Annotated in this window: 14 protein-coding genes and 3 tRNA genes; 7 read left to right on the forward strand and 10 right to left on the reverse strand. The window is 63.6% G+C overall.

Annotated elements, in window-relative coordinates; genetic code table 11:
* The first annotated feature begins 45 nt into the window (after positions 1-45).
* From EA796_RS06395 to fabI, 6 genes are read left to right on the forward strand one after another with little or no spacing between them, the layout of a single operon-like run.
* On the forward strand, positions 46-1,875 hold the full coding sequence (locus tag EA796_RS06395; protein ID WP_122107980.1) for an extracellular solute-binding protein: 1,830 nt from the start codon (positions 46-48) through the stop codon (positions 1,873-1,875).
* Positions 1,872-3,719 (forward strand): extracellular solute-binding protein, encoded by a 1,848-nt coding sequence (locus tag EA796_RS06400; RefSeq protein WP_122107981.1) that lies wholly within the window; start codon positions 1,872-1,874, stop codon positions 3,717-3,719. The genes EA796_RS06395 and EA796_RS06400 overlap by 4 nt, the downstream gene beginning before the upstream one ends.
* On the forward strand, positions 3,719-4,804 hold the full coding sequence (locus EA796_RS06405) for a microcin C ABC transporter permease YejB (protein ID WP_122107982.1): 1,086 nt from the start codon (positions 3,719-3,721) through the stop codon (positions 4,802-4,804). The genes EA796_RS06400 and EA796_RS06405 overlap by 1 nt, the downstream gene beginning before the upstream one ends.
* A gap of 2 nt (positions 4,805-4,806) precedes the next feature.
* On the forward strand, positions 4,807-5,826 hold the full coding sequence (locus tag EA796_RS06410; protein ID WP_021443952.1) for an ABC transporter permease: 1,020 nt from the start codon (positions 4,807-4,809) through the stop codon (positions 5,824-5,826).
* A gap of 1 nt (position 5,827) precedes the next feature.
* Positions 5,828-7,441: an ABC transporter ATP-binding protein gene (locus EA796_RS06415; RefSeq protein WP_021443953.1), complete on the forward strand. Its 1,614-nt coding sequence runs from the start codon at positions 5,828-5,830 to the stop codon at positions 7,439-7,441.
* 28 nt (positions 7,442-7,469) lie between these two features.
* On the forward strand, positions 7,470-8,264 hold the full coding sequence (gene fabI, locus EA796_RS06420; protein WP_021443954.1) for an enoyl-ACP reductase FabI: 795 nt from the start codon (positions 7,470-7,472) through the stop codon (positions 8,262-8,264).
* A gap of 130 nt (positions 8,265-8,394) precedes the next feature.
* Here the strand turns inward: fabI and EA796_RS06425 are convergent, their stop codons facing one another.
* The 9 genes from EA796_RS06425 to EA796_RS06465 form a co-directional block, all read right to left on the reverse strand.
* A complete protein-coding gene (locus EA796_RS06425) occupies positions 8,395-10,242 on the reverse strand; it encodes a SurA N-terminal domain-containing protein (RefSeq protein ID WP_122107983.1) in 1,848 nt (615 codons plus the stop codon).
* A gap of 191 nt (positions 10,243-10,433) precedes the next feature.
* Positions 10,434-10,706 carry a nucleoid-associated protein HU-beta gene (gene hupB, locus EA796_RS06430; protein ID WP_003239952.1) on the reverse strand — a complete coding sequence of 91 codons (273 nt, stop codon included), beginning with the start codon at positions 10,704-10,706 and terminating at the stop codon, positions 10,434-10,436.
* Between the two features lie 135 nt (positions 10,707-10,841).
* A complete protein-coding gene (gene lon, locus EA796_RS06435) occupies positions 10,842-13,238 on the reverse strand; it encodes an endopeptidase La (RefSeq protein WP_122107984.1) in 2,397 nt (798 codons plus the stop codon).
* 151 nt (positions 13,239-13,389) lie between these two features.
* Entirely contained in the window at positions 13,390-14,670 is a 1,281-nt protein-coding gene (clpX, locus tag EA796_RS06440) for an ATP-dependent Clp protease ATP-binding subunit ClpX (RefSeq protein ID WP_021443957.1), read from the reverse strand.
* A gap of 109 nt (positions 14,671-14,779) precedes the next feature.
* A complete protein-coding gene (gene clpP, locus EA796_RS06445) occupies positions 14,780-15,421 on the reverse strand; it encodes an ATP-dependent Clp endopeptidase proteolytic subunit ClpP (RefSeq protein ID WP_031303098.1) in 642 nt (213 codons plus the stop codon).
* 92 nt (positions 15,422-15,513) lie between these two features.
* On the reverse strand, positions 15,514-16,824 hold the full coding sequence (gene tig, locus EA796_RS06450) for a trigger factor (protein WP_122107985.1): 1,311 nt from the start codon (positions 16,822-16,824) through the stop codon (positions 15,514-15,516).
* A 127-nt stretch (positions 16,825-16,951) separates the two neighbouring features.
* Positions 16,952-17,036 (reverse strand) — tRNA-Leu (locus EA796_RS06455).
* Between the two features lie 56 nt (positions 17,037-17,092).
* Positions 17,093-17,168 (reverse strand) — tRNA-His (locus EA796_RS06460).
* Between the two features lie 36 nt (positions 17,169-17,204).
* Positions 17,205-17,281 (reverse strand) — tRNA-Arg (locus EA796_RS06465).
* A gap of 268 nt (positions 17,282-17,549) precedes the next feature.
* On the opposite strand from EA796_RS06465, the gene folD reads away from it, so the two are divergent.
* Positions 17,550-18,404: a bifunctional methylenetetrahydrofolate dehydrogenase/methenyltetrahydrofolate cyclohydrolase FolD gene (gene folD, locus EA796_RS06470; protein ID WP_021445157.1), complete on the forward strand. Its 855-nt coding sequence runs from the start codon at positions 17,550-17,552 to the stop codon at positions 18,402-18,404.
* Positions 18,405-18,464: 60 nt separating this feature from the next.
* Here the strand turns inward: folD and EA796_RS06475 are convergent, their stop codons facing one another.
* A complete protein-coding gene (locus tag EA796_RS06475; protein ID WP_122107986.1) occupies positions 18,465-20,207 on the reverse strand; it encodes an ABC transporter substrate-binding protein in 1,743 nt (580 codons plus the stop codon).
* Between the last annotated feature and the right edge of the window lie 38 nt (positions 20,208-20,245).

Genomic DNA, 20,245 nt, shown 5'->3' on the forward strand with positions numbered 1-20,245 from the left:
CGACCCAGAAGCCCAAAAGCCGCCATGGATCGGATCTAACCCCCGATGCGTTCCCCCCTCCCGCTGTTCCTCAGCCTGGCCTTGAGCTTTCCCGTCTCTGCGACCATCAGCGAGAGCCACGGCTACGCCCAGTTCGGGACGCTCAAATACCCCGCCAGCTTCAGCCATTTCGACTGGGTCAACCCCGAGGCGCCCAAGGGCGGCACCCTGCGGATCATGGCCTCGGGCACCTTCGACACGCTCAATCCCTACACTTTCAAGGGCAGCAGCCCGATCTCCACTGCGCATTTCCTGCAGTACGGGGTCAACGAGCTCAACGAGCCGCTGATGGTCGGCACCGGCGCCTACGACCCCTCCGGCGACGAGCCGGCCTCCAGCTACGGGCTGATCGCCGCCAGCGTGGAGTACAGCGAGGACCGCAGCTGGGTGGTGTTCAACCTGCGTCCCGAGGCGCGCTTTCACGACGACAAGCCGATCACCGCCTACGACGTGGCCTTCTCCTACCGCCTGCTGCGCAGCGACGGCCATCCGCAGTACCGCACCCACCTGCAGGAGGTGAAGCGGGTCGACATCCTCAATCGCCAGCGCATCCGTTTCGTCTTCAAGCGCGCCGGCAACCCGCTGCTGATCCTGCGCCTGGGCGAGCTGCCGGTGCTGCCGCAGCACTACTGGAAGGACCGCGACTTCAAGGCCACCACCTTCGAGCCGCCGCTGGGCAGCGGCCCCTACCGCATCGCTCAGGTGGTGCCGGGGCGAAGCCTGGTGTTCCAACGGGTCAAGGACTGGTGGGGCAAGGATCTGCCGGTCAATCGCGGCAAGTACAACTTCGACCGCGTCGAGGTGGAGTTCTACCGCGACAACCACGTGGCCTTCGAGGCCTTCAAGGCCGGCGAATTCGACTTCTACATCGAGAACCAGGCGAAGAACTGGGCCAACGGCTACCGCTTTCCCGCCGTCACCCGCGGCGAGGTGATCCGCGCCGAGATCGCCCACCAGATCCCTACCCAGACCCAAGCACTGTTCATAAACACCCGCCGCGGCCTGTTCGGCCAGCGCAAGGTGCGCGAGGCGCTGGGACTGATGTTCGACTTCGAGTGGACCAACCGCGCCCTGTTCAACAACTCCTACGTGCGCGCCAGCAGCTACTACCCCAACAGCGAGTTCTCCGCCACCGGCAAGCCGGAAGGCGCCGAGTGGCTGCTGCTGTCGCCGCACCGCGACAAGCTGCCGGCGCGGCTGTTCAGCCAGCCCATAGTGCAACCGGTGACCGACGGCCGCGGCATCCCGCGGGAAACCTTGCGCCGCGCCCTGGGTCTATTGGCCGACGCCGGCTGGAAGCCTGCCGGCCAGGACCTGCGCAACGCCCGCGGCGAGCGTTTCGAATTCGAGATCATGCTGGTCAACCCCAGCCTCGAGCGCATCCTCCAGCCCTACGTCGCCAACCTGGCCAGCATCGGCATCCGCGCCAACCTGCGCACCGTCGACCGCGCCCAGTACAAACAGCGCCTCGACCAGTTCGACTACGACATGATCCTGCTGACCCTGCCGCAAACCTTGAGCCCCGGCCTGGAACAGTCGCTGTATTTCCACTCCAGCCAGGTGAACGTCAAGGGCAGCAAGAACTACGCTGGCGTCGCCCATCCGGTGGTCGACGCGATGATCGACAAGCTGCTCTCGGCGCAGACCCGCGACGAACAGATCGCCGCCACCCGCGCCCTGGACCGGGTCTTGCTTTGGCAGCACTACAGCATCCCCAACTGGTACATCAACTATCACCGCCTGGCGTACCGCAACCGGTTCGCCTTCGTCACCACGCCGCCCTACACCCTGGGCCTGCGCACCTGGTGGCTGAAGCCCACGGAGAACGCTCGATGACCCACCCGCTGCGCAGTTTCCTGCTTCACGGTAGCAGCCTCATCCTGCTCGGCCTGGCCGGCCTCGCCCTCGCCGCCCCCAAACACGCGGTCACCCTCTACGACGAGGCGCCCAAGTATCCGGCCGGCTTCCAGCACTTCGAATACGCCAACCCCGATGCACCGAAAGGCGGCACCTTCCGCCAGGCCGGCTTCGGCGGCTTCGACAGCCTCAACCCCTTCATCAACAAGGGCGTCGCCGCCGACGATATCGGCCTGATCTACGACACCCTCACCGTGCAGAGCCAGGACGAGCCGTTCAGCGCCTACGGCCTGGTGGCGGAGAAGATCGAGAAGGCCACCGACAATGCCTGGGTACGCTTCCACCTGCGCCAGGAGGCACGCTTTCACGACGGCACGCCGATCACCGCCGAGGACGTCAAGTTCACCTTCGATACCCTGATGGAGAAAGGCGCGCCCATGTACCGCGGCTACTACGCCGACGTCGAGCGGGTCGAGGTGGAATCGCCGCAGCGCGTGCGCTTCGTCTTCAAGCACGCCGGCAATCGCGAGTTGCCACTGATCGTCGGCCAGTTGCCGGTGCTGCCCAAGCACTGGTGGGCCGAGCGCGACTTCAGCAAGAGCAACCTGGAGGTGCCGCTCGGCAGCGGCCCGTACCAGGTCGCCCGGGTACAGGCCGGGCGCAGCATCCGCTACGAGCGGGTGACGGACTGGTGGGCCAAGGACCTGCCGGTGAGCCGCGGTTTCTACAACTTCGACGCCATCCAGATCGACTACTACCGCGACAACACCGTGGCCCTGGAGGCGCTCAAGGCCGGCCAGTTCGACTACTGGCTGGAGACCAGCGCGAAGAACTGGGCCACCGCCTACAGCGTGCCGGCCGTGGCCAACGGCCAGTTGGTCAAGGAAGAGATCCAGAACCGCAACCCTACCGGCATGCAGGGCTTCGTCTTCAACACCCGCCGCGCGCAGTTCCAGGATCGTCGCGTGCGCGAGGCCCTCGGCCTGCTGTTCGACTTCGAGTGGGCCAACAAGCGCCTGTTCAACGGCGCCTACACCCGCACCCGCAGCTACTTCGACAACTCCGAGCTGGGCTCCAGCGGCCTGCCGGGCGAGGACGAGCTGGCCATTCTCGAACCGCTGCGCGGCCAGATCCCGGCCGAGGTATTCAACGAGGAGTACCGCGTGCCGACCACCGACGGCAGCGGCATCATCCGCGAGCAGCAGCGCCGCGCCTACCAGTTGCTGCAACAGGCCGGCTGGCGCATCGACGGCGACCGCATGCTGGATGCCAGCGGCCAGCCGGTGAGCTTCGAGTTCCTCCTGGCGCAGACCGAATTCGAGCGCATCCTGCTGCCGTTCAAGCGCAACCTGGCCGATCTCGGCATGGAGCTGGTGATCCGCCGGGTCGACGTCTCGCAGTACATCAATCGCCTGCGCTCGCGCGACTTCGACATGATCGTCGGCGGCTTCGGTCAGTCCAACTCGCCGGGCAACGAGCAGCGCGAGTACTGGCACTCCTCCAGCGCCGACAATCCCGGCAGCCGCAATTTCATCGGCCTCAAGGACCCGGCCATCGACCAGATCGTCGAGGGGCTGATCAACGCCGACTCGCGCCAGAGCCTGATCGCCCATACCCGCGCCCTCGACCGCGTGCTGCTGTGGGGCCACTACGTGATCCCCAACTGGCACATCAAGACCTGGCGCGTGGCCTACTGGAACCGCTTCGAACACCCCAAGGTGACGCCGCTCTATGACATCGGCCTGCACACCTGGTGGGTACGCCCTGGCCTCGAAGAGCCAAGCGAGGCCCAGCAACAGGCGACCGAAGAGGCGAAGCAATAATGCTGGCCTATATCCTTCGCCGCCTATTGCTGATCATCCCGACCCTGTTCGGCATTCTGGTGATCAACTTCGTCATCATTCAGGCCGCGCCCGGCGGCCCGGTCGAGCAGATGATCGCCAAGTTGGAGGGGTTCGATGCGGCCGCCGGCGGCGCCACCGGGCGCATCGGCGGCGGCGGCGCCGAAGTCTCGGTGGCCGGCTCCAATTACCGCGGCGCCCAGGGCCTCGACCCGCAGCTGATCGCCGAGATCGAGAAGATGTACGGCTTCGACAAGTCGGCGCCGGAGCGTTTCTGGATCATGCTGAAAAACTACGCGCAGCTGGACTTCGGCGAGAGCTTCTTCCGCGACGCCAAGGTCATCGACCTGATCGTCGAGAAAATGCCGGTGTCGATTTCCCTGGGGCTGTGGAGCACCTTGATCATGTACCTGGTCTCCATCCCCCTGGGGATCGCCAAGGCCACCCGCCACGGCAGCGCCTTCGACGTCTGGACCAGCTCGGCGATCATCGTCGGTTACGCCATCCCGGCCTTCCTCTTCGCCATCCTGCTGATCGTGCTGTTCGCCGGCGGCAGCTACTTCGACTGGTTCCCGCTGCGCGGCCTGACCTCGAACAACTTCGATGAGCTCAGCCTCGGCGGCAAGATTCTCGACTATCTCTGGCACCTGGTGCTGCCGGTTACCGCGCTGGTGATCGGCAACTTCGCCACCCTGACCCTGCTGACCAAGAACAGCTTCCTCGACGAGATCAACAAGCAGTACGTGGTCACCGCCCGCGCCAAGGGCCTGACCAACCACCGCGTGCTCTACGGTCACGTGTTCCGCAACGCCATGCTGCTGATCATCGCCGGCTTCCCCGCCGCCTTCATCGGCATCTTCTTCACCGGCTCCTTGCTGATCGAAGTGATCTTCTCCCTCGACGGCCTCGGCCTGATGAGCTTCGAGGCGGCGATCAACCGCGACTACCCGGTGGTGTTCGGCACCCTGTTCATCTTCACCTTGCTGGGGCTGATCGTGAAATTGATCGGTGACATCACCTACACCCTGGTCGATCCACGTATCGACTTCGAAAGCCGGGAGGGCTGAATATGAAGCTTTCCCCGCTCAATCAACGGCGTTTCGAGCGTTTCAAGGCGCACAAGCGCGGCTGGTGGTCGCTGTGGCTGTTCCTCGTGCTGTTCGGCCTGAGCCTGGGCGCCGAGCTGATCGCCAACGACAAGCCGCTGGCGGTGCGCTACGACGGCCAGTGGTACTTCCCGGTACTCAAGCGCTACCCGGAGACGGTGTTCGGCGGCGAGTTCCCGCTGCAGGCCAACTACAAGAGCCCCTATATCCAGGAGCTGATCGCGGCAAAGGACGGCTGGATGCTCTGGCCGCCGATTCCCTTCAGCTACTCGAGCATCAACTACGACCTGGAAGTGCCCGCCCCCGCCCCGCCCTCGGCGCAGAACTGGCTGGGCACCGACGATCAGGGCCGTGACGTGCTGGCACGGGTGATCTACGGCTTTCGCATCTCGGTGCTGTTCGCCCTGATCCTGACCCTGGCCAGCTCGGTGATCGGCGTGATCGCCGGCGCCCTGCAGGGCTTCTACGGCGGCTGGGTCGATCTGCTCGGCCAGCGCTTCCTGGAAATCTGGTCGGGCCTGCCGGTGCTCTACCTGCTGATCATCCTCGCCAGCTTCGTCCAGCCGAACTTCTGGTGGCTGCTGGGCATCATGCTGCTGTTCTCCTGGATGAGCCTGGTCGACGTGGTGCGCGCCGAATTTCTGCGCGGGCGTAACCTGGAATACGTGCGTGCCGCGCGGGCGCTGGGCATGGAGAACGGCGCCATCATGTTCCGCCATATCCTGCCCAACGCCATGGTTTCGACCATGACCTTCATGCCCTTCATCCTCACCGGCGCCATCGGCACCCTCACCGCCTTGGACTTCCTCGGCTTCGGCCTGCCACCCGGCGCCCCCTCGCTCGGTGAACTGGTCGCCCAGGGCAAGAGCAACCTGCAGGCGCCCTGGCTGGGCATCAGCGCCTTCGCCGTGCTGGCGATCATGCTGAGCCTGCTGGTGTTCATCGGCGAAGCCGCCCGCGATGCCTTCGACCCGAGGAAATGACATGAGCCAGCACGAAACCCTGCTGCAAGTACGCGACCTGGCCGTCGAGTTCGTCATGGGCGAGCAATGCCAGCGCGTGGTCGAAGGCGTCAGCTTCGACATCCGCAAGGGCGAGACCCTGGCCCTGGTCGGCGAAAGCGGCTCGGGCAAGTCGGTCACCGCCCACTCCATCCTGCGCCTGCTGCCCTACCCGCTGGCGCGCCATCCGGCCGGCAGCATCGAGTATGCCGGCGAGGACCTGCTCAAGCTCGGCGAGGGCCGTCTGCGCGGCATCCGCGGCAACCGCATCGCCATGGTGTTCCAGGAGCCGATGACCTCGCTCAACCCGCTGCACAGCATCGAAAAGCAGATCAACGAGGTGCTCGCCCTGCACAAGGGCCTGCGCGGCAAGGCCGCCAGCGCCCGCACCCTGGAACTGCTGGAGCTGGTCGGCATCCCCGAGCCAGCCAAGCGCCTCAAGGCCTACCCGCACGAGCTGTCCGGCGGCCAGCGCCAGCGGGTGATGATCGCCATGGCCCTGGCCAACGAGCCCGAGCTGCTGATCGCCGACGAACCGACCACCGCACTGGACGTCACCGTGCAGCTGAAAATCCTCGAACTGCTCAAGGATCTGCAGGCGCGCCTGGGCATGTCGCTGCTGCTGATCAGCCACGATCTCAATCTGGTGCGCAGAATTGCCCATCGCGTATGTGTCATGCAGCAAGGTCGCATCGTCGAACAGGCGTCGTGTGAAAACTTGTTCCAGGCGCCACAGCATCCCTATACCAAGGAACTGCTCGGCGCCGAACCCAGCGGCGAGCCCGCGGCCAACCCCGTGGGCCAGCCGCTGCTGGAAGTGGACGACCTGCGCGTATGGTTCCCGATCAAGAAGGGCCTGCTGCGCCGGACGGTAGATCATGTCAAGGCGGTGGACGGCATCAACTTCAGCCTGCCCCAGGGTCAGACCCTGGGCATAGTCGGCGAAAGCGGTTCCGGCAAATCCACCCTGGGCATGGCCATCCTGCGGCTGCTCGCCAGTCGCGGCGACATCCGCTTCCAGGGCCAGCAGTTGCAGGGTCTGAGCCAGCATGAGGTACGGCCGCTGCGGCGGCAGATGCAGGTGGTGTTCCAGGACCCCTTCGGCAGCCTGAGCCCGCGCATGTCGGTGGGCCAGATCGTTGGCGAGGGCCTGCGCATTCATGGCATGGGCAACGAGGCGGAGCAGGAACAGGCGATCATCGACGCGCTTTTGGAGGTAGGGCTGGACCCGCAGACGCGGCACCGCTACCCCCACGAGTTTTCCGGCGGGCAACGGCAGCGGATTGCCATTGCTCGGGCACTGGTGTTGAAACCGGCGCTGATCCTGCTGGACGAGCCCACCTCGGCGCTCGACCGCACGGTACAGCGTCAGGTGGTGGAGTTGTTGCGCGGCTTGCAGGCCAAGTACAACCTGACCTATCTGTTTATCAGCCATGACCTGGCGGTAGTCAGAGCGCTGAGCCACCAACTGATGGTGGTCAAGCAGGGCCAGGTGGTCGAACAGGGGTCTGCCGAGTCGATCTTCGGCGCACCGCAACACCCTTATACACAGCAGTTGCTGGAAGCCGCTTTCATGGCCCCGGCAACCGCTCACTGATCCTTGAAACAGGAAGAGGAATAGCACAATGGGTTTTCTAACCGGTAAGCGCGTACTCATCGTTGGCGTTGCCAGCAAACTGTCCATCGCCTCGGGTATCGCCGCCGCCATGCACCGCGAAGGTGCCGAGCTGGCTTTCACCTACCAGAACGAAAAGCTCAAGGGCCGCGTCGAGGAGTTCGCCGCCGGCTGGGGCTCCAGCGCCGACCTGTGCTTCCCCTGCGACGTGGCCAGCGATGAGGAGATCGACGCGGTATTCGAAGCGCTGAGCAAGAAGTGGGACGGCCTGGACTGCATCGTCCACTCCGTCGGTTTCGCCCCGGGCGACCAGCTCAACGGCGACTTCACCGCGGTGACCACCCGCGAAGGCTTCAAGATCGCCCACGACATCAGCGCCTACAGCTTCGTTGCCCTGGCCAAGGCCGGCCGCGAGATGATGAAGGGCCGCAACGGCAGCCTGCTGACCCTCTCCTACCTGGGCGCCGAGCGCACCATGCCCAACTACAACGTCATGGGCATGGCCAAGGCCAGCCTGGAAGCCGGCGTCCGCTACCTGGCCGGCAGCCTCGGCCCGGAAGGCACCCGCGTCAACGCCATCTCTGCCGGCCCGATCCGCACCCTGGCCGCCAGCGGTATCGCCAGCTTCCGCAAGATGCTGGCTGCCAACGAGAAGCAGACCCCGCTGCGCCGCAACGTCACCATCGAGGAAGTCGGCAATGCCGGCGCCTTCCTCTGCTCCGACCTGGCCTCGGGCATCAGCGGCGAGATCATGTACGTCGACGGCGGCTTCAACACCACCGCCATGGGCGCGATGGAAGACTGAGGGGCTCGTTCCCGGCAATAGCAGATTGCCGGGAACGACTTGAGACGCCCCATCAGGCAATAAAAAACCCGCACGGCGTGCGGGTTTTTTATTGCCTGAAGAGCGCCTCGAACGAGGCGCCCGGAAAGGCTTAGAAACGCTCGATATCGGCCTTGGCTTCGAGCTGCTTGCGGTAGGCGGCGAAGTCCTGCTGACCGGCGCGCGAGGCCAGGAAGTTGCGATACATGCCCAGCTCCTCCGCGCTCAGCGCCTGCTCCGGCACATTCAACCCGTCCAGACGCAGCAGCACGTAGTCGCCGTTGTTCAACGTCACCCCGGCATAGGTCGGCGTGCCGGCGGCAGCCGGCTTGGGCATGCGGAACAGCGCCTGCAGCACCTTGGGTTCGACACCCTCCTGGCTGCGCGTCGCCGCTTCCTGCACCTGCCAGCTCTCGCTGCTGCCCTCGCCGGCCTGCACCGCCGCCAGCAGCTTCTCGCCTTCGGCCTTGGCCGCGGCCGCGGCGCGCTCCTGCAACAGGTGGCTGCGAATGCTCTCGGCGACCTGCTCCAGCGGCAGCTGTTCGGGCTTCTTGTGCTCCTTCACCCGGACCACCACGACAGTGCTCGGATCCAGTTCGATGGTGGAGCTGTTGTTGCCGTCTTCCAGCACTTCCGGGCTGAACGCCGCCTGCAGCACCTGGCGGTTGGCGGTGACGCCAGTGGCGCCGCCTTCGCGACCGACCGCCTCGCTGACCTTGACCTCCAGACCGAGCTCCTGCGCCGGCTGCGCCAGATCGGACGCCTCGAACGCCGCGTCTTCCAGCTGCTTGGTGGCCTCGACGAAGCGCTGCTCGACCTGCTGCGCCTTGTAGTCGCGCGCCAGCTTGTCCTTCAGGCTGTCGAAACTCGGCACCTCGGGCGCCTGCACGCCGAGTAGTTTGATCAGGTGCCAGCCGAATTCGCTCTTCACCGGTGCGGACACCTGGCCCTGCTGCAGGGCGTAGAGCGCCTCTTCGAAAGACGGGTCGTAGACGCCGGGGCCGGCGTAACCCAAATCGCCGCCATCGGCAGCGGAGCCCGGATCCTGGGAGAACTCCTTGGCCAGCGCGGCGAAGTCCTCGCCGGCGTCGATACGCGCCTTGAGCTCCTCGAGCTGGCTACGCGCCGCCTCGTCGTCGCCCTCGATCAGGATATGCGCCGCCTGGCGCTGCTCGGCCAGGTTGGCGATTTCGCTCTGATACAGCGGCTGCAGCTCTTCGTCGCTGACCTCGACCTGATCGAAGAAGCTGTCCTTGTGCAGCTCGACGTACTCCAGCACCACCTGCTCGGGGCTCATGAACTCGCTGGCGTGTTCGTCGTAATAGGCCTGCACGTCGCTATCGGCCAGCTCGACCGTCGTCGGGTCGGCCTTGATCGCCAGGCTGGCGAAGTCGCGGGTCTGCCGCTCCAGGCTGGCGAACGCACGGGCTTCCTGCTCGGTGACGAAGCTGCTGGCACCGAGGCCGGCGCGCAGCTGACCGATGAGCATTTCCTCTTCCAGCATCTGGCGGAACTGCAGGCGGCCGTAGCCCATCTGGCGGATCACCTGATCGAAGCGCGCGGCATCGAAACGGCCATCGACCTGGAATTCGGGGGTTTGCAGAATGACCTGATCCAGCGCCGCCTGGGAGAAGGCGAAATCGGCATCGCCGGCGCCCTGCAGCAGCAGCTTGCGGTCGATCAAACCCTTGAGTGCGGACTCGCGCAGCAGGCGCTCGTCGAGCAGCGAGGCATCGAAATCACGCCCCAGCTGTTGCAGCAGCTGACGACGCTGCATTTCCACGGCCTGGCCCAGCTCGTTGAGCGTGACCTCGTCACCGTTGACCGCGGCAGCATTCTGGCTGTTGCTGGTGCCGGTGAGAATCGCCTCGAAGCCGGTAAAGGCCATCAGCAGGACGATGAGGCCGATGATGGTTTTGGCAATCCAACCCTTTGAATTGTCCCTGATATTTTGCAGCATGCTTCCCCCAGAACGTCCGTAAAGAATGACCGGCCGCGCAGCGTGGGTAATGTCCGGATAGAAGAAAGGCGCATCCGAGGATGCGCCTTCTCGTAACGTGCGAAGCGGCTGATGCGGGCTGAGCCGACCTTGGCGCTTCGCGACCACTGCACAACCTGTGCGCAGCGGCGGGGCAAAGACCCGGAAGACGCTTAGTTGACGGCGTCTTTCAGAGCTTTACCGGCTTTGAAGCCCGGGATCTTGGCAGCAGCGATGCTGATCGGCTTGCCGGTCTGCGGGTTGCGACCAGTGCGAGCAGCGCGCTCTTTGACAGCGAAGGTACCGAAACCAACCAGTACAACGGAATCGCCAGCCTTCAGAGCGCCAGTGACGGATTCAATCACTGCATCCAGCGCGCGGCCAGCAACAGCTTTCGGGATATCAGCAGATGCAGCGATGGCATCGATCAGTTCCGACTTGTTCACTCTAAGTCCCCTTATTTCTGTTGAGTTTGTTTCTTGATTTTTAGTGTAAGCAAAGCGGGTGCTGGATGGCCTGCCGACACAATAAGAGCCGCTTTATAACAAGGGCTCAAAAAATGTGTCAAGGAAGCCCCCCGGCTAATGCGTGCTGATTCGCTCCTTGGAATCAGACTCGCGTTTGTCATCCGTTGCAACCATCTCCGGAGCCGCATCGGGCAAGGGCTCCGGGGCGTATTGCAGCGCAATTTGCAGGACCTCGTCAATCCATTTAACCGGTTTAATCTGCAGGTCTTGCTTAATATTTTCCGGAATTTCCCGCAGGTCGCGCACGTTTTCTTCCGGAATGATCACCGTCTTGATACCGCCCCGGTGAGCCGCCAGAAGTTTTTCCTTGAGCCCGCCAATGGCCAACACCTGACCACGCAGAGTGATCTCGCCGGTCATGGCCACGTCAGCGCGCACCGGAATCTGGGTCAGTGCCGACACCAGCGCGGTGCACAGGCCGATACCCGCGCTGGGGCCGTCCTTGGGCGTGGCGCCTTCCGGCATGTGGATGTGAACGTCGCGCTTCTCGTTGAAATCGGCGGCGATCCCCAGGCTCTTGGCGCGACTGCGCACCACGGTCATGGCAGCGGTCATGGACTCGGCCATGACGTCGCCCAGCGAGCCGGTCTTGATCAGCACGCCCTTGCCCGGTACCACGGCGGTTTCTATGGTCAGCAACTCGCCGCCCACCTGGGTCCAGGCCAGACCGGTGACCTGGCCGATCTGATCCTGCTGCTCGGCCAGGCCGTAGCGGTACTTGCGCACGCCGAGAAAATGCTCCAGCGACTCGGCCGTGACCTGAACCTGGAAGCGCTTCTCGCGCAGATGCTCCTTCACCGCCTTGCGGCAGACCTTGGCGATCTGCCGCTCCAGGCCGCGCACCCCGGCCTCGCGGGTGTAGTAGCGGATGATGTCGCGAATGGCGCCTTCGTCGAACACCAGCTCGCCCTTCTTCAGGCCGTTGGCCTGGGTCTGCTTCGGCGCCAGGTACTTGATGGCGATATTGACCTTCTCGTCCTCGGTATAGCCCGGCAGGCGGATGACTTCCATGCGGTCCAGCAGCGGCCCGGGAATGTTCATCGAGTTGGCGGTGCAGAGGAACATCACGTCGGACAGGTCGTAATCGACTTCCAGATAGTGATCGTTGAAGTTGTGGTTCTGCTCCGGATCGAGCACCTCGAGCAACGCCGAGGCGGGGTCGCCGCGCATGTCCTGACCCATCTTGTCGATCTCGTCGAGCAAGAACAGCGGGTTGCGCACGCCGACCTTGGTCATCTTCTGGATCAGGCGGCCGGGCATCGAGCCGATGTAGGTGCGGCGGTGGCCGCGAATTTCGGCTTCGTCGCGTACACCGCCCAGGGCCATGCGCACGAACTTGCGGTTGGTCGCGGTGGCGATGGATTCGGCCAGCGAGGTCTTGCCCACGCCGGGCGGGCCGACCAGGCAGAGCACCGGCCCCTTGAGCTTCTTCACCCGCTTCTGCACGGCGAGGTACTCGAGGATGCGCTCCTTGACCTCCTCCAGGCCGTAGTGGTCGGCATCGAGAATGCTCTCGGCGCGCGCCAGATCGAGGCGCACCTTGCTCTCGGCCTTCCACGGCACGTTGACCAGCCAATCGATGTAGGTACGCACCACGGTGGCTTCGGCAGACATCGGCGACATCTGCTTGAGCTTGTTCAGCTCGGCATTGGCCTTGGTCAGCGCCTCCTTGGACAGACCGGCGTTGTCGATGCGCTTGCGCAGCTCGTCGAGCTCGCTATGCCCTTCGTCGATGTCGCCCAGCTCCTTCTGAATGGCCTTCATCTGCTCATTCAGGTAGTACTCGCGCTGGCTGCGCTCCATCTGCTTCTTGACCCGGCCGCGAATGCGCTTTTCCACCTGCAGCAGGTCGATCTCGGCATCCAGCAGCGCCAGCACATGCTCGACACGAGCGGACAGCGAGGTGATTTCGAGGATCTCCTGCTTCTGCTCGATCTTCAGTGCCATATGCGCCGCCATGGTGTCGACCAGCCGGCTCGGCTCGTCGATGCCGTTGAGCGAGGACAGCACCTCGGCCGGCACCTTCTTGCCCAACTGCACGTACTGCTCGAACTGGCTCAGCAGGCTGCGGGTGAACACCTCGGACTCGCGCTCGGCGGTGTCACCCTCCTCGATCAGTTGCACCTCGGCACGGCAGTGGCCGCCGACCTCTATGAAGCGCTCGATGGCACCGCGCTGCTCGCCCTCGACCAGCACCTTGACGGTGCCGTCGGGCAGCTTGAGCAGCTGCAGTACGGTGGCGACGGTACCGACCCGATACAGATCCTGATCATCCGGATCATCGACCGCAGGATTCTTCTGGGCGACCAGAAGAATCTGCTTGTCGCCCGTCATCGCTGCCTCCAGGGCTTCGATAGATTTCTCGCGCCCGACAAAAAGCGGGATCACCATGTGCGGATAGACCACAACATCGCGCAATGGCAGGAGAGGCAATTCGATGGTTGTCTTCATGATTTCGGCTCAGCGGCGGCCATAAGGCCGTAAACAGATGGGATTACCCTTGGCTTTTAAGATGGGGGTAGGCCCGGCAAAAAACAAGCACTGCGGCCAGAAAAGCGAAGGGGCCCAGCGGGCCCCTTCATTGCACCATGTAACTCGAGCGTTACACGTCTGGCGCGGCTTTGGCTTGCGGCTCGCTGTTCTCGTAGATCAGTAGCGGCTTGGAGCTGCCTTCGATCACGCTCTCGTCGATCACCACCTTGCTCACTTCCTGCTGGGAGGGGATCTCGTACATGGTGTCGAGCAGGATGCCCTCGAGGATCGAACGCAGGCCGCGGGCGCCGGTCTTGCGCTCCAGGGCCTTGTGCGCGACGGATTTCAGCGCATCCGGACGGAACTCCAGATCCACCCCTTCCATCTCGAACAGCTTGGCATACTGCTTGGTCAGCGCGTTCTTCGGCTCGGTGAGAATCTGCACCAGCGCCGCTTCGTCCAGCTCCTCGAGGGTGGCGATCACCGGCAGGCGACCGACGAACTCGGGGATCAGACCGAACTTGACCAGATCGTCCGGCTCCACTTCACGCAGGGACTCGCCGAGTTTCTTACCGGTGTCCTTGCTGCGCACCTCGGCGTTGAAACCGATGCCACCCTTGGTCGAGCGCCCCTGGATGACCTTCTCCAGGCCGGAGAAGGCGCCGCCGCAGATGAACAGGATGTTGCGCGTATCGACCTGCAGGAACTCCTGCTGCGGATGCTTGCGCCCGCCCTGCGGCGGAACCGAGGCCACGGTGCCTTCGATCAGCTTGAGCAGCGCCTGCTGCACGCCCTCGCCCGACACATCGCGGGTGATCGAGGGATTGTCCGACTTGCGCGAGATCTTATCGATTTCATCGATATAGACGATGCCCATCTGGGCCTTCTCGACGTCGTAGTCGCACTTCTGCAACAGCTTCTGGATGATGTTCTCGACGTCCTCGCCCACGTAACCGGCTTCGGTCAGGGTGGTGGCGTCGGCGATGGTGAACGGCACGTTGAGCAGACGCGCCAGGGTTTCCGCCAGCAGGGTCTTGCCCGAGCCGGTCGGACCGATCAGCAGAATATTGCTCTTGCCCAGCTCGACATCGTCTTTCTTGTCGCGCTGGTTGAGGCGCTTGTAGTGGTTGTACACCGCTACCGAAAGCACCTTCTTGGCCCGCTCCTGACCGATCACATACTGATCGAGGATGCTGCTGATTTCCTTGGGAGCCGGCAATTTGTGCGCACTGCTCTCGGCCTGGGCTTCCTGCACCTCCTCGCGGATGATGTCGTTGCACAGGTCGACGCACTCGTCGCAGATGAATACGGAGGGACCGGCAATCAATTTGCGTACTTCATGCTGGCTTTTGCCGCAGAAAGAGCAATAGAGCAGCTTGCCGTTGTCCTCGCCGTTGCGGGTATCAGTCATTCGATCAATCCAATACGGTAGGCTTGAAACACAAGATGAAGGCAAATGCGGGCATTTTCAAGCCCGCGACGCGGCCGACTCGTCGCCGACCGCTCTATGGCGCGGTGCTTCAGACCGCCAGTTGACGCTTGTCCAGAACCTTGTCGATCAGACCGTACTCCACCGCCGCCTCGCCGCTCATGAAGTTGTCGCGGTCGGTATCCTTGGCGATGACCTCGATCGGCTGGTTGCAGTGGTCGGCGAGGATCTTGTTCAGGCGCTCGCGAATGGTGAGGATCTCGCGGGCATGGATCTCGATATCCGAGGCCTGGCCCTGGAAGCCGCCCAGCGGCTGGTGGATCATCATGCGCGAATGCGGCAGGCAGTAACGCTTGCCGGCGGCGCCGCCAGCCAGCAGCAACGCCCCCATGCTGCAGGCCTGGCCGATGCAGATGGTGGAGACGTCCGGCTTAATGAACTGCATGGTGTCGTAGATCGACATGCCGGCAGTCACCGCACCGCCCGGCGAGTTGATGTACAGGTGGATGTCCTTGTCCGGGTTCTCCGCTTCGAGGAACAGCAGCTGCGCCACCACCAGGTTGGCCATGTAGTCTTCGACCGGGCCGACCAGGAAGATCACCCGCTCTTTGAGCAGGCGCGAATAGATGTCGTAGGCACGCTCACCGCGGGCCGACTGTTCGACGACCATGGGCACCAGGCCGCCGGCGGCCTGGATGTCGGGCATGTGTTGCATAAAAGGATTGCGGGACATGTCTTGCGCTCACTCCCTAAATAGTCATGTCTCAAATACGCATAAGCCAGCACTAAGGCTGGCTTATGGTGTGCTCGAACGAGGTTGCGAGATCAGTCGGCTTTCGGGGCTTCTGCCGGCTTGACTGCGTCTTCGTAGGAGACCGTTTTGTCGGTCACGTTGGCCTTCTGCAGAACAGTATCTACAACTTGTTCTTCCAGTACAACCGAGCGAACTTCGTTCATCTGCTGGTCGTTCTTGTAGTACCAGGCCACAACCTGCTCCGGCTCCTGGTAGGCCGACGCCATTTCCTGGATCAGCTCGCGCACGCGGGCGTCATCGGGCTTCAGCTCGAACTGCTTGACCACTTCGGCGACGATCAGACCCAGCACGACGCGGCGCTTGGCCTGCTCTTCGAACAGCTCGGCCGGCAGCTGATCCGGCTTGATGTTGCCGCCGAACTGCTGAACGGCCTGCACGCGCAGACGGTTCACTTCGTTGCTGATCAGCGCCTTCGGCACTTCGACCGGGTTGGCGGCCAGCAGGCCGTCCATCACCTGGCTCTTCACCTTGGACTTGATGGCCTGGCGCAGTTCGCGCTCCATGTTCTTGCGTACTTCGGCGCGGAAGCCTTCCAGACCGCCTTCCTTGATGCCGAACAGGGCGAAGAACTCGTCGTTCAGCTCAGGCAGTTGCGGGGCGGAAACGCTGTTCACGGTGACGGTGAACTCGGCGGTTTTGCCGGCCAGGTCGAGGTTCTGGTAGTCCTCGGGGAAGGTCGGGGTGATCACGCGCTCTTCACCAGCCTTGACGCCGACCAGGGCATCTTCGAAGCCCGGGATCATGCGACCGGAGCCCAGCACCAGCTGGGTGCCCTTGGCACTGCCGCCGGCGAAGGCTTCGCCATCGATCTTGCCGACGAAGTCGATGTTCAGCTGGTCGCCATTCTCGGCGGCACGCTCGACGGCTTCGAAACGGGTGTTCTGCTTGCGCAGGATGTCCAGCATGTTGTCGACGTCGCTATCGACCACGTCGGCTTGCAGGCGCTCGATGGCGATGGAGTCGAAACCGGCAACCTGGAACTCGGGGAACACTTCGAAGGTGGCGACGTATTCCAGATCCTTGCCCTTCTCGAAGGACTTCGGCTCGACGGACGGCGCACCAGCCGGGTTCAGCTTCTGCTCGACCACGGCTTCGTAGAAGGTGGCCTGGATCAGGTCGCCCAGGGCTTCCTGACGAGCGGCGTCTTCGTAACGCTGACGGATGACGCTCATCGGCACCTTGCCAGGACGGAAGCCAGGAACCTTGGCGCGACGGGCAGTCTGCTGCAGACGCTTGTTGACTTCGGTCTCGATGCGCTCGACGGGGACGCCGACGGTCATGCGGCGCTCAAGAGCAGAAGTGCTTTCAACAGAAACTTGCATGGATATTCCTCGTTGCACAGACATAAGCCGGCTCGAACCGGCCCCGAATCAAGGGCATGCATTCTAGAGGGTCGATGTGCAGAAGTCACCCTAGAAGCAGGCGGCAGTCGGGAGGGCTATATAAAGATGGTGCGGACGGAGAGACTCGAACTCTCACACCTTGCGGCGCCAGAACCTAAATCTGGTGTGTCTACCAATTTCACCACGTCCGCGTGGTCGGAACCTTAAAACAAAAACGCCAGGCTTTGGGGCCTGGCGTTCTGGAATATGGGGTGGACGATGGGAATCGAACCCACGACACCAGGAGCCACAATCCTGTGCTCTACCAACTGAGCTACGCCCACCATATTGCTTTTTCGCTTGCATGCCTAGCTGCCAAATGGCACGCCCGGCAGGACTCGAACCTGCGACCATCCGCTTAGAAGGCGGATGCTCTATCCAGCTGAGCTACGGGCGCCTATCCATCTGCAAGCGCAGACTTAAAGCTTTCGGCTTAGGCTCTACCACAAGGGCTTTGCCGCTGCCGTCTTACCCAGCGACTGGCTGTGCTCGACAAGCGGGGCGAATGTTATAGAGGCGGCCACACCCCGTCAACAGAAAAAATCAAAAAAATTCAGCGATATAAAGGAGTTACGCGAAAACGACGGCAGGCGCCTTTGCCCGGGGGAGCGCCCATGCGAGAATGCGCGTCCTTTTTTCATCCTTATTAATGGTTAATCAGCGCAATGACCGCACAACTGATCGACGGCAAGGCGATCGCCGCCAGCCTCCGCCAGCAGATTGCCCAACGTGTCGCCGAGCGCCGCCAGCAAGGCCTGCGCGCGCCGGGCCTGGCCGTGATCCTGGTCGGTACCGATCCCGCCTCCCAGGTCTATGTGTCCCACAAACGCAAGGACTGCGAAGAGGTCGGTTTCCTCTCCCGCGCCTACGACCTGCCAGCAGAGACCAGCCAGGCCGATCTGCTCGCCCTGATCGACGAACTCAACGAAGACCCGGCCATCGACGGCATCCTGGTGCAACTGCCGTTGCCCGAACACCTGGACTCCTCCCTGCTGCTCGAGCGCATTCGCCCGGACAAGGACGTGGACGGCTTCCACCCCTACAACATCGGTCGCCTGGCCCAGCGCATGCCGCTGCTGCGCCCTTGCACGCCGAAGGGCATCATGACCCTGCTGCAAAGCACCGGCGTCGATCTGTACGGCATGCATGCCGTAGTAGTCGGCGCCTCCAATATCGTCGGCCGGCCGATGGCCATGGAGCTGCTGCTGGCCGGTTGCACCGTCACCGTCACCCACCGCTTCACCAAGGATCTGCCGACCCACGTTGGCCAGGCCGACATCGTCGTGGTCGCCGCCGGCAAGCCGGGTCTGGTCAAGGGCGAGTGGATCAAGGAAGGCGCCATCGTCATCGACGTCGGCATCAACCGTCAGGAAGACGGCAAGCTGGTCGGCGACGTGGTCTACGAGACCGCCCTGCCCCGCGCCGGCTGGATCACCCCGGTGCCGGGCGGCGTCGGCCCGATGACCCGCGCCGGCCTGCTGGAAAACACCCTGCACGCAGCCGAACACCTGCATAAATAAGCAGCGCTACACAACGAACAACGGCACCCGCGGGTGCCGTTGTCGTTTCTGCCTTACCGATCAGTTGCGCGCCTGCTCCCAGGATTTAAGCAGCTCGTCATAGGCGATGGTCTCGCCCTTGGGCTTTTCGTTGTCCAGCTTCGGTTTCGGCGCACCCGGCTGATCCAGCCAGTATTGCGGATCACGCGGCTCGTTCAGCTTCGGCCCGCATTCACCCAGCACGCCGGAGCGCTCCAGGCGGCCGAGCATGGTGTCCTGCGCCGCGGCCAGACCATCGAGCGCCTGCTGCGGGGTCTTGTCGCCGCTGGCGGCCTCGGCGATGAACTGCCACCACAGCTGGGCCAGACGTGGATAGTCCGGCACGTTGGTGCCGGTCGGCGTCCATTGCACCCGCGCCGGGCTGCGGTAGAACTCCACCAGCCCGCCGAGCTTGGGCGCGGCGTCGGTCATGGCCTGGGAATTGATGTCCGACTCACGAATCGGCGTCAGGCCGACCAGGGTCTTCTTCAGCGAGACGGTCTTGGAGGTGACGAACTGGGCGTAGAGCCAGGCAGCCAGACGCTGCTTCTCCGGGGTGGACTTGAGGAAGGTCCAGGAGCCGGCGTCCTGGTAGCCGAGCTTCATGCCCTCCTCCCAGTACGGGCCCTTGGGCGACGGTGCCATGCGCCACTTCGGCGTACCGTCCTCGTTGACCACCGGCAGGCCCGGCTTGGTCATGTCGGCGGTAAAGGCGGTGTACCAGAAGATCTGCTGGGCGATGGCGCCCTGCGCCGGCACCGGCCCCGCCTCGGAGAAGGTCATGCCCTGGGCTTCCGGCGGCGCGTATTGACGCATCCAGTCGACGTACTTGCTGGTCGCGTAGACCGCCGCCGGGCCGTTGGTGTCACCGCCACGGGCGACGCTGGAGCCCACCGGCCGGCAGCCGTCGACGCGAATGCCCCATTCGTCCACCGGCAGGCCGTTGGGCAGGCCCTTGTCGCCGCCGCCGGCCATGGAGAACCAGGCATCGGTAAAGCGCCAGCCCAGCGACGGGTCCTTCTTGCCGTAATCCATATGGCCGTAGACGCGCTGGCCGTCGATTTCCTTGACGTGCACCGAGAAGAACTCGGCGATGTCCTCGTAGGCCGACCAGTTGACCGGCACGCCCAGCTCGTAGCCGTAGATTTCCTTGAACTTGGCCTTGAGCTCCGGGCGCTCGAACCAGTCGGCGCGGAACCAGTAGAGGTTGGCGAACTGCTGGTCGGGCAGCTGGTAGATCTTCTTGTCCGGCCCGGTGGTGAAGGAGATGCCGATGAAGTCCTCGAGATCCAGGGTCGGCGAAGTGAAGTCCTTGGCCTCGCCGGCGATCATGTCGCTGATCGCCACCGCCTTGCCGTAGCGCGCGTGGGTGCCGATCAGGTCGGAGTCGTTGACCCAGCCGTCGTAGATGTTCTTGTCCGACTGCATCTGGGTCTGCAGCTTCTCGACCACGTCGCCTTCCTGCAGCAGGTCGTGCTTGAGCTTGATCCCGGTGATCTCGCTGAAGGCGCGAGCCAGCACCTTGGACTCGTACTCGTGGGTGGTGATGGTTTCCGACACCACGCTGATGTTCATGCCGCGGAACGGCTCGGCGGCCTTGATGAACCATTTCAGCTCTTCAAGCTGCTGCTCGGGCGTCAGGGTCGAGGGATTGAACTCCTCGGCGATCCATTTCTTCGCGGCCTCCTCAAAGGCATCGGCCCAGGCCGCACCGCTCAAACCGGACAACGCCAGCAGGGCGGCCAACGCCATGCTATGTCGGGTCTTGTTGTTATTGTCGAACATAGAGACCTCCATCTCAGGATATGGGGAGAGGCATACCG

It is taken from the genome of Pseudomonas sp. AOB-7, assembly GCF_003696305.1.
In the GTDB taxonomy this organism is placed as follows: domain Bacteria; phylum Pseudomonadota; class Gammaproteobacteria; order Pseudomonadales; family Pseudomonadaceae; genus Aquipseudomonas.

Bases quoted from the DNA above. Each gene is read 5' to 3' on its own strand.
- EA796_RS06395 (WP_122107980.1), top strand. From the start codon at position 46: ATGCGTTCCCCCCTCCCGCTGTTCCTCAGCCTGGCCTTGAGCTTTCCC.
- EA796_RS06400 (WP_122107981.1), top strand. From the start codon at position 1,872: ATGACCCACCCGCTGCGCAGTTTCCTGCTTCACGGTAGCAGCCTCATC.
- EA796_RS06405 (WP_122107982.1), top strand. From the start codon at position 3,719: ATGCTGGCCTATATCCTTCGCCGCCTATTGCTGATCATCCCGACCCTG.
- EA796_RS06410 (WP_021443952.1), top strand. From the start codon at position 4,807: ATGAAGCTTTCCCCGCTCAATCAACGGCGTTTCGAGCGTTTCAAGGCG.
- EA796_RS06415 (WP_021443953.1), top strand. From the start codon at position 5,828: ATGAGCCAGCACGAAACCCTGCTGCAAGTACGCGACCTGGCCGTCGAG.
- fabI (WP_021443954.1), top strand. From the start codon at position 7,470: ATGGGTTTTCTAACCGGTAAGCGCGTACTCATCGTTGGCGTTGCCAGC.
- EA796_RS06425 (WP_122107983.1), bottom strand. From the start codon at position 10,242: ATGCTGCAAAATATCAGGGACAATTCAAAGGGTTGGATTGCCAAAACC.
- lon (WP_122107984.1), bottom strand. From the start codon at position 13,238: ATGAAGACAACCATCGAATTGCCTCTCCTGCCATTGCGCGATGTTGTG.
- clpX (WP_021443957.1), bottom strand. From the start codon at position 14,670: ATGACTGATACCCGCAACGGCGAGGACAACGGCAAGCTGCTCTATTGC.
- clpP (WP_031303098.1), bottom strand. From the start codon at position 15,421: ATGTCCCGCAATCCTTTTATGCAACACATGCCCGACATCCAGGCCGCC.
- tig (WP_122107985.1), bottom strand. From the start codon at position 16,824: ATGCAAGTTTCTGTTGAAAGCACTTCTGCTCTTGAGCGCCGCATGACC.
- folD (WP_021445157.1), top strand. From the start codon at position 17,550: ATGACCGCACAACTGATCGACGGCAAGGCGATCGCCGCCAGCCTCCGC.
- EA796_RS06475 (WP_122107986.1), bottom strand. From the start codon at position 20,207: ATGTTCGACAATAACAACAAGACCCGACATAGCATGGCGTTGGCCGCC.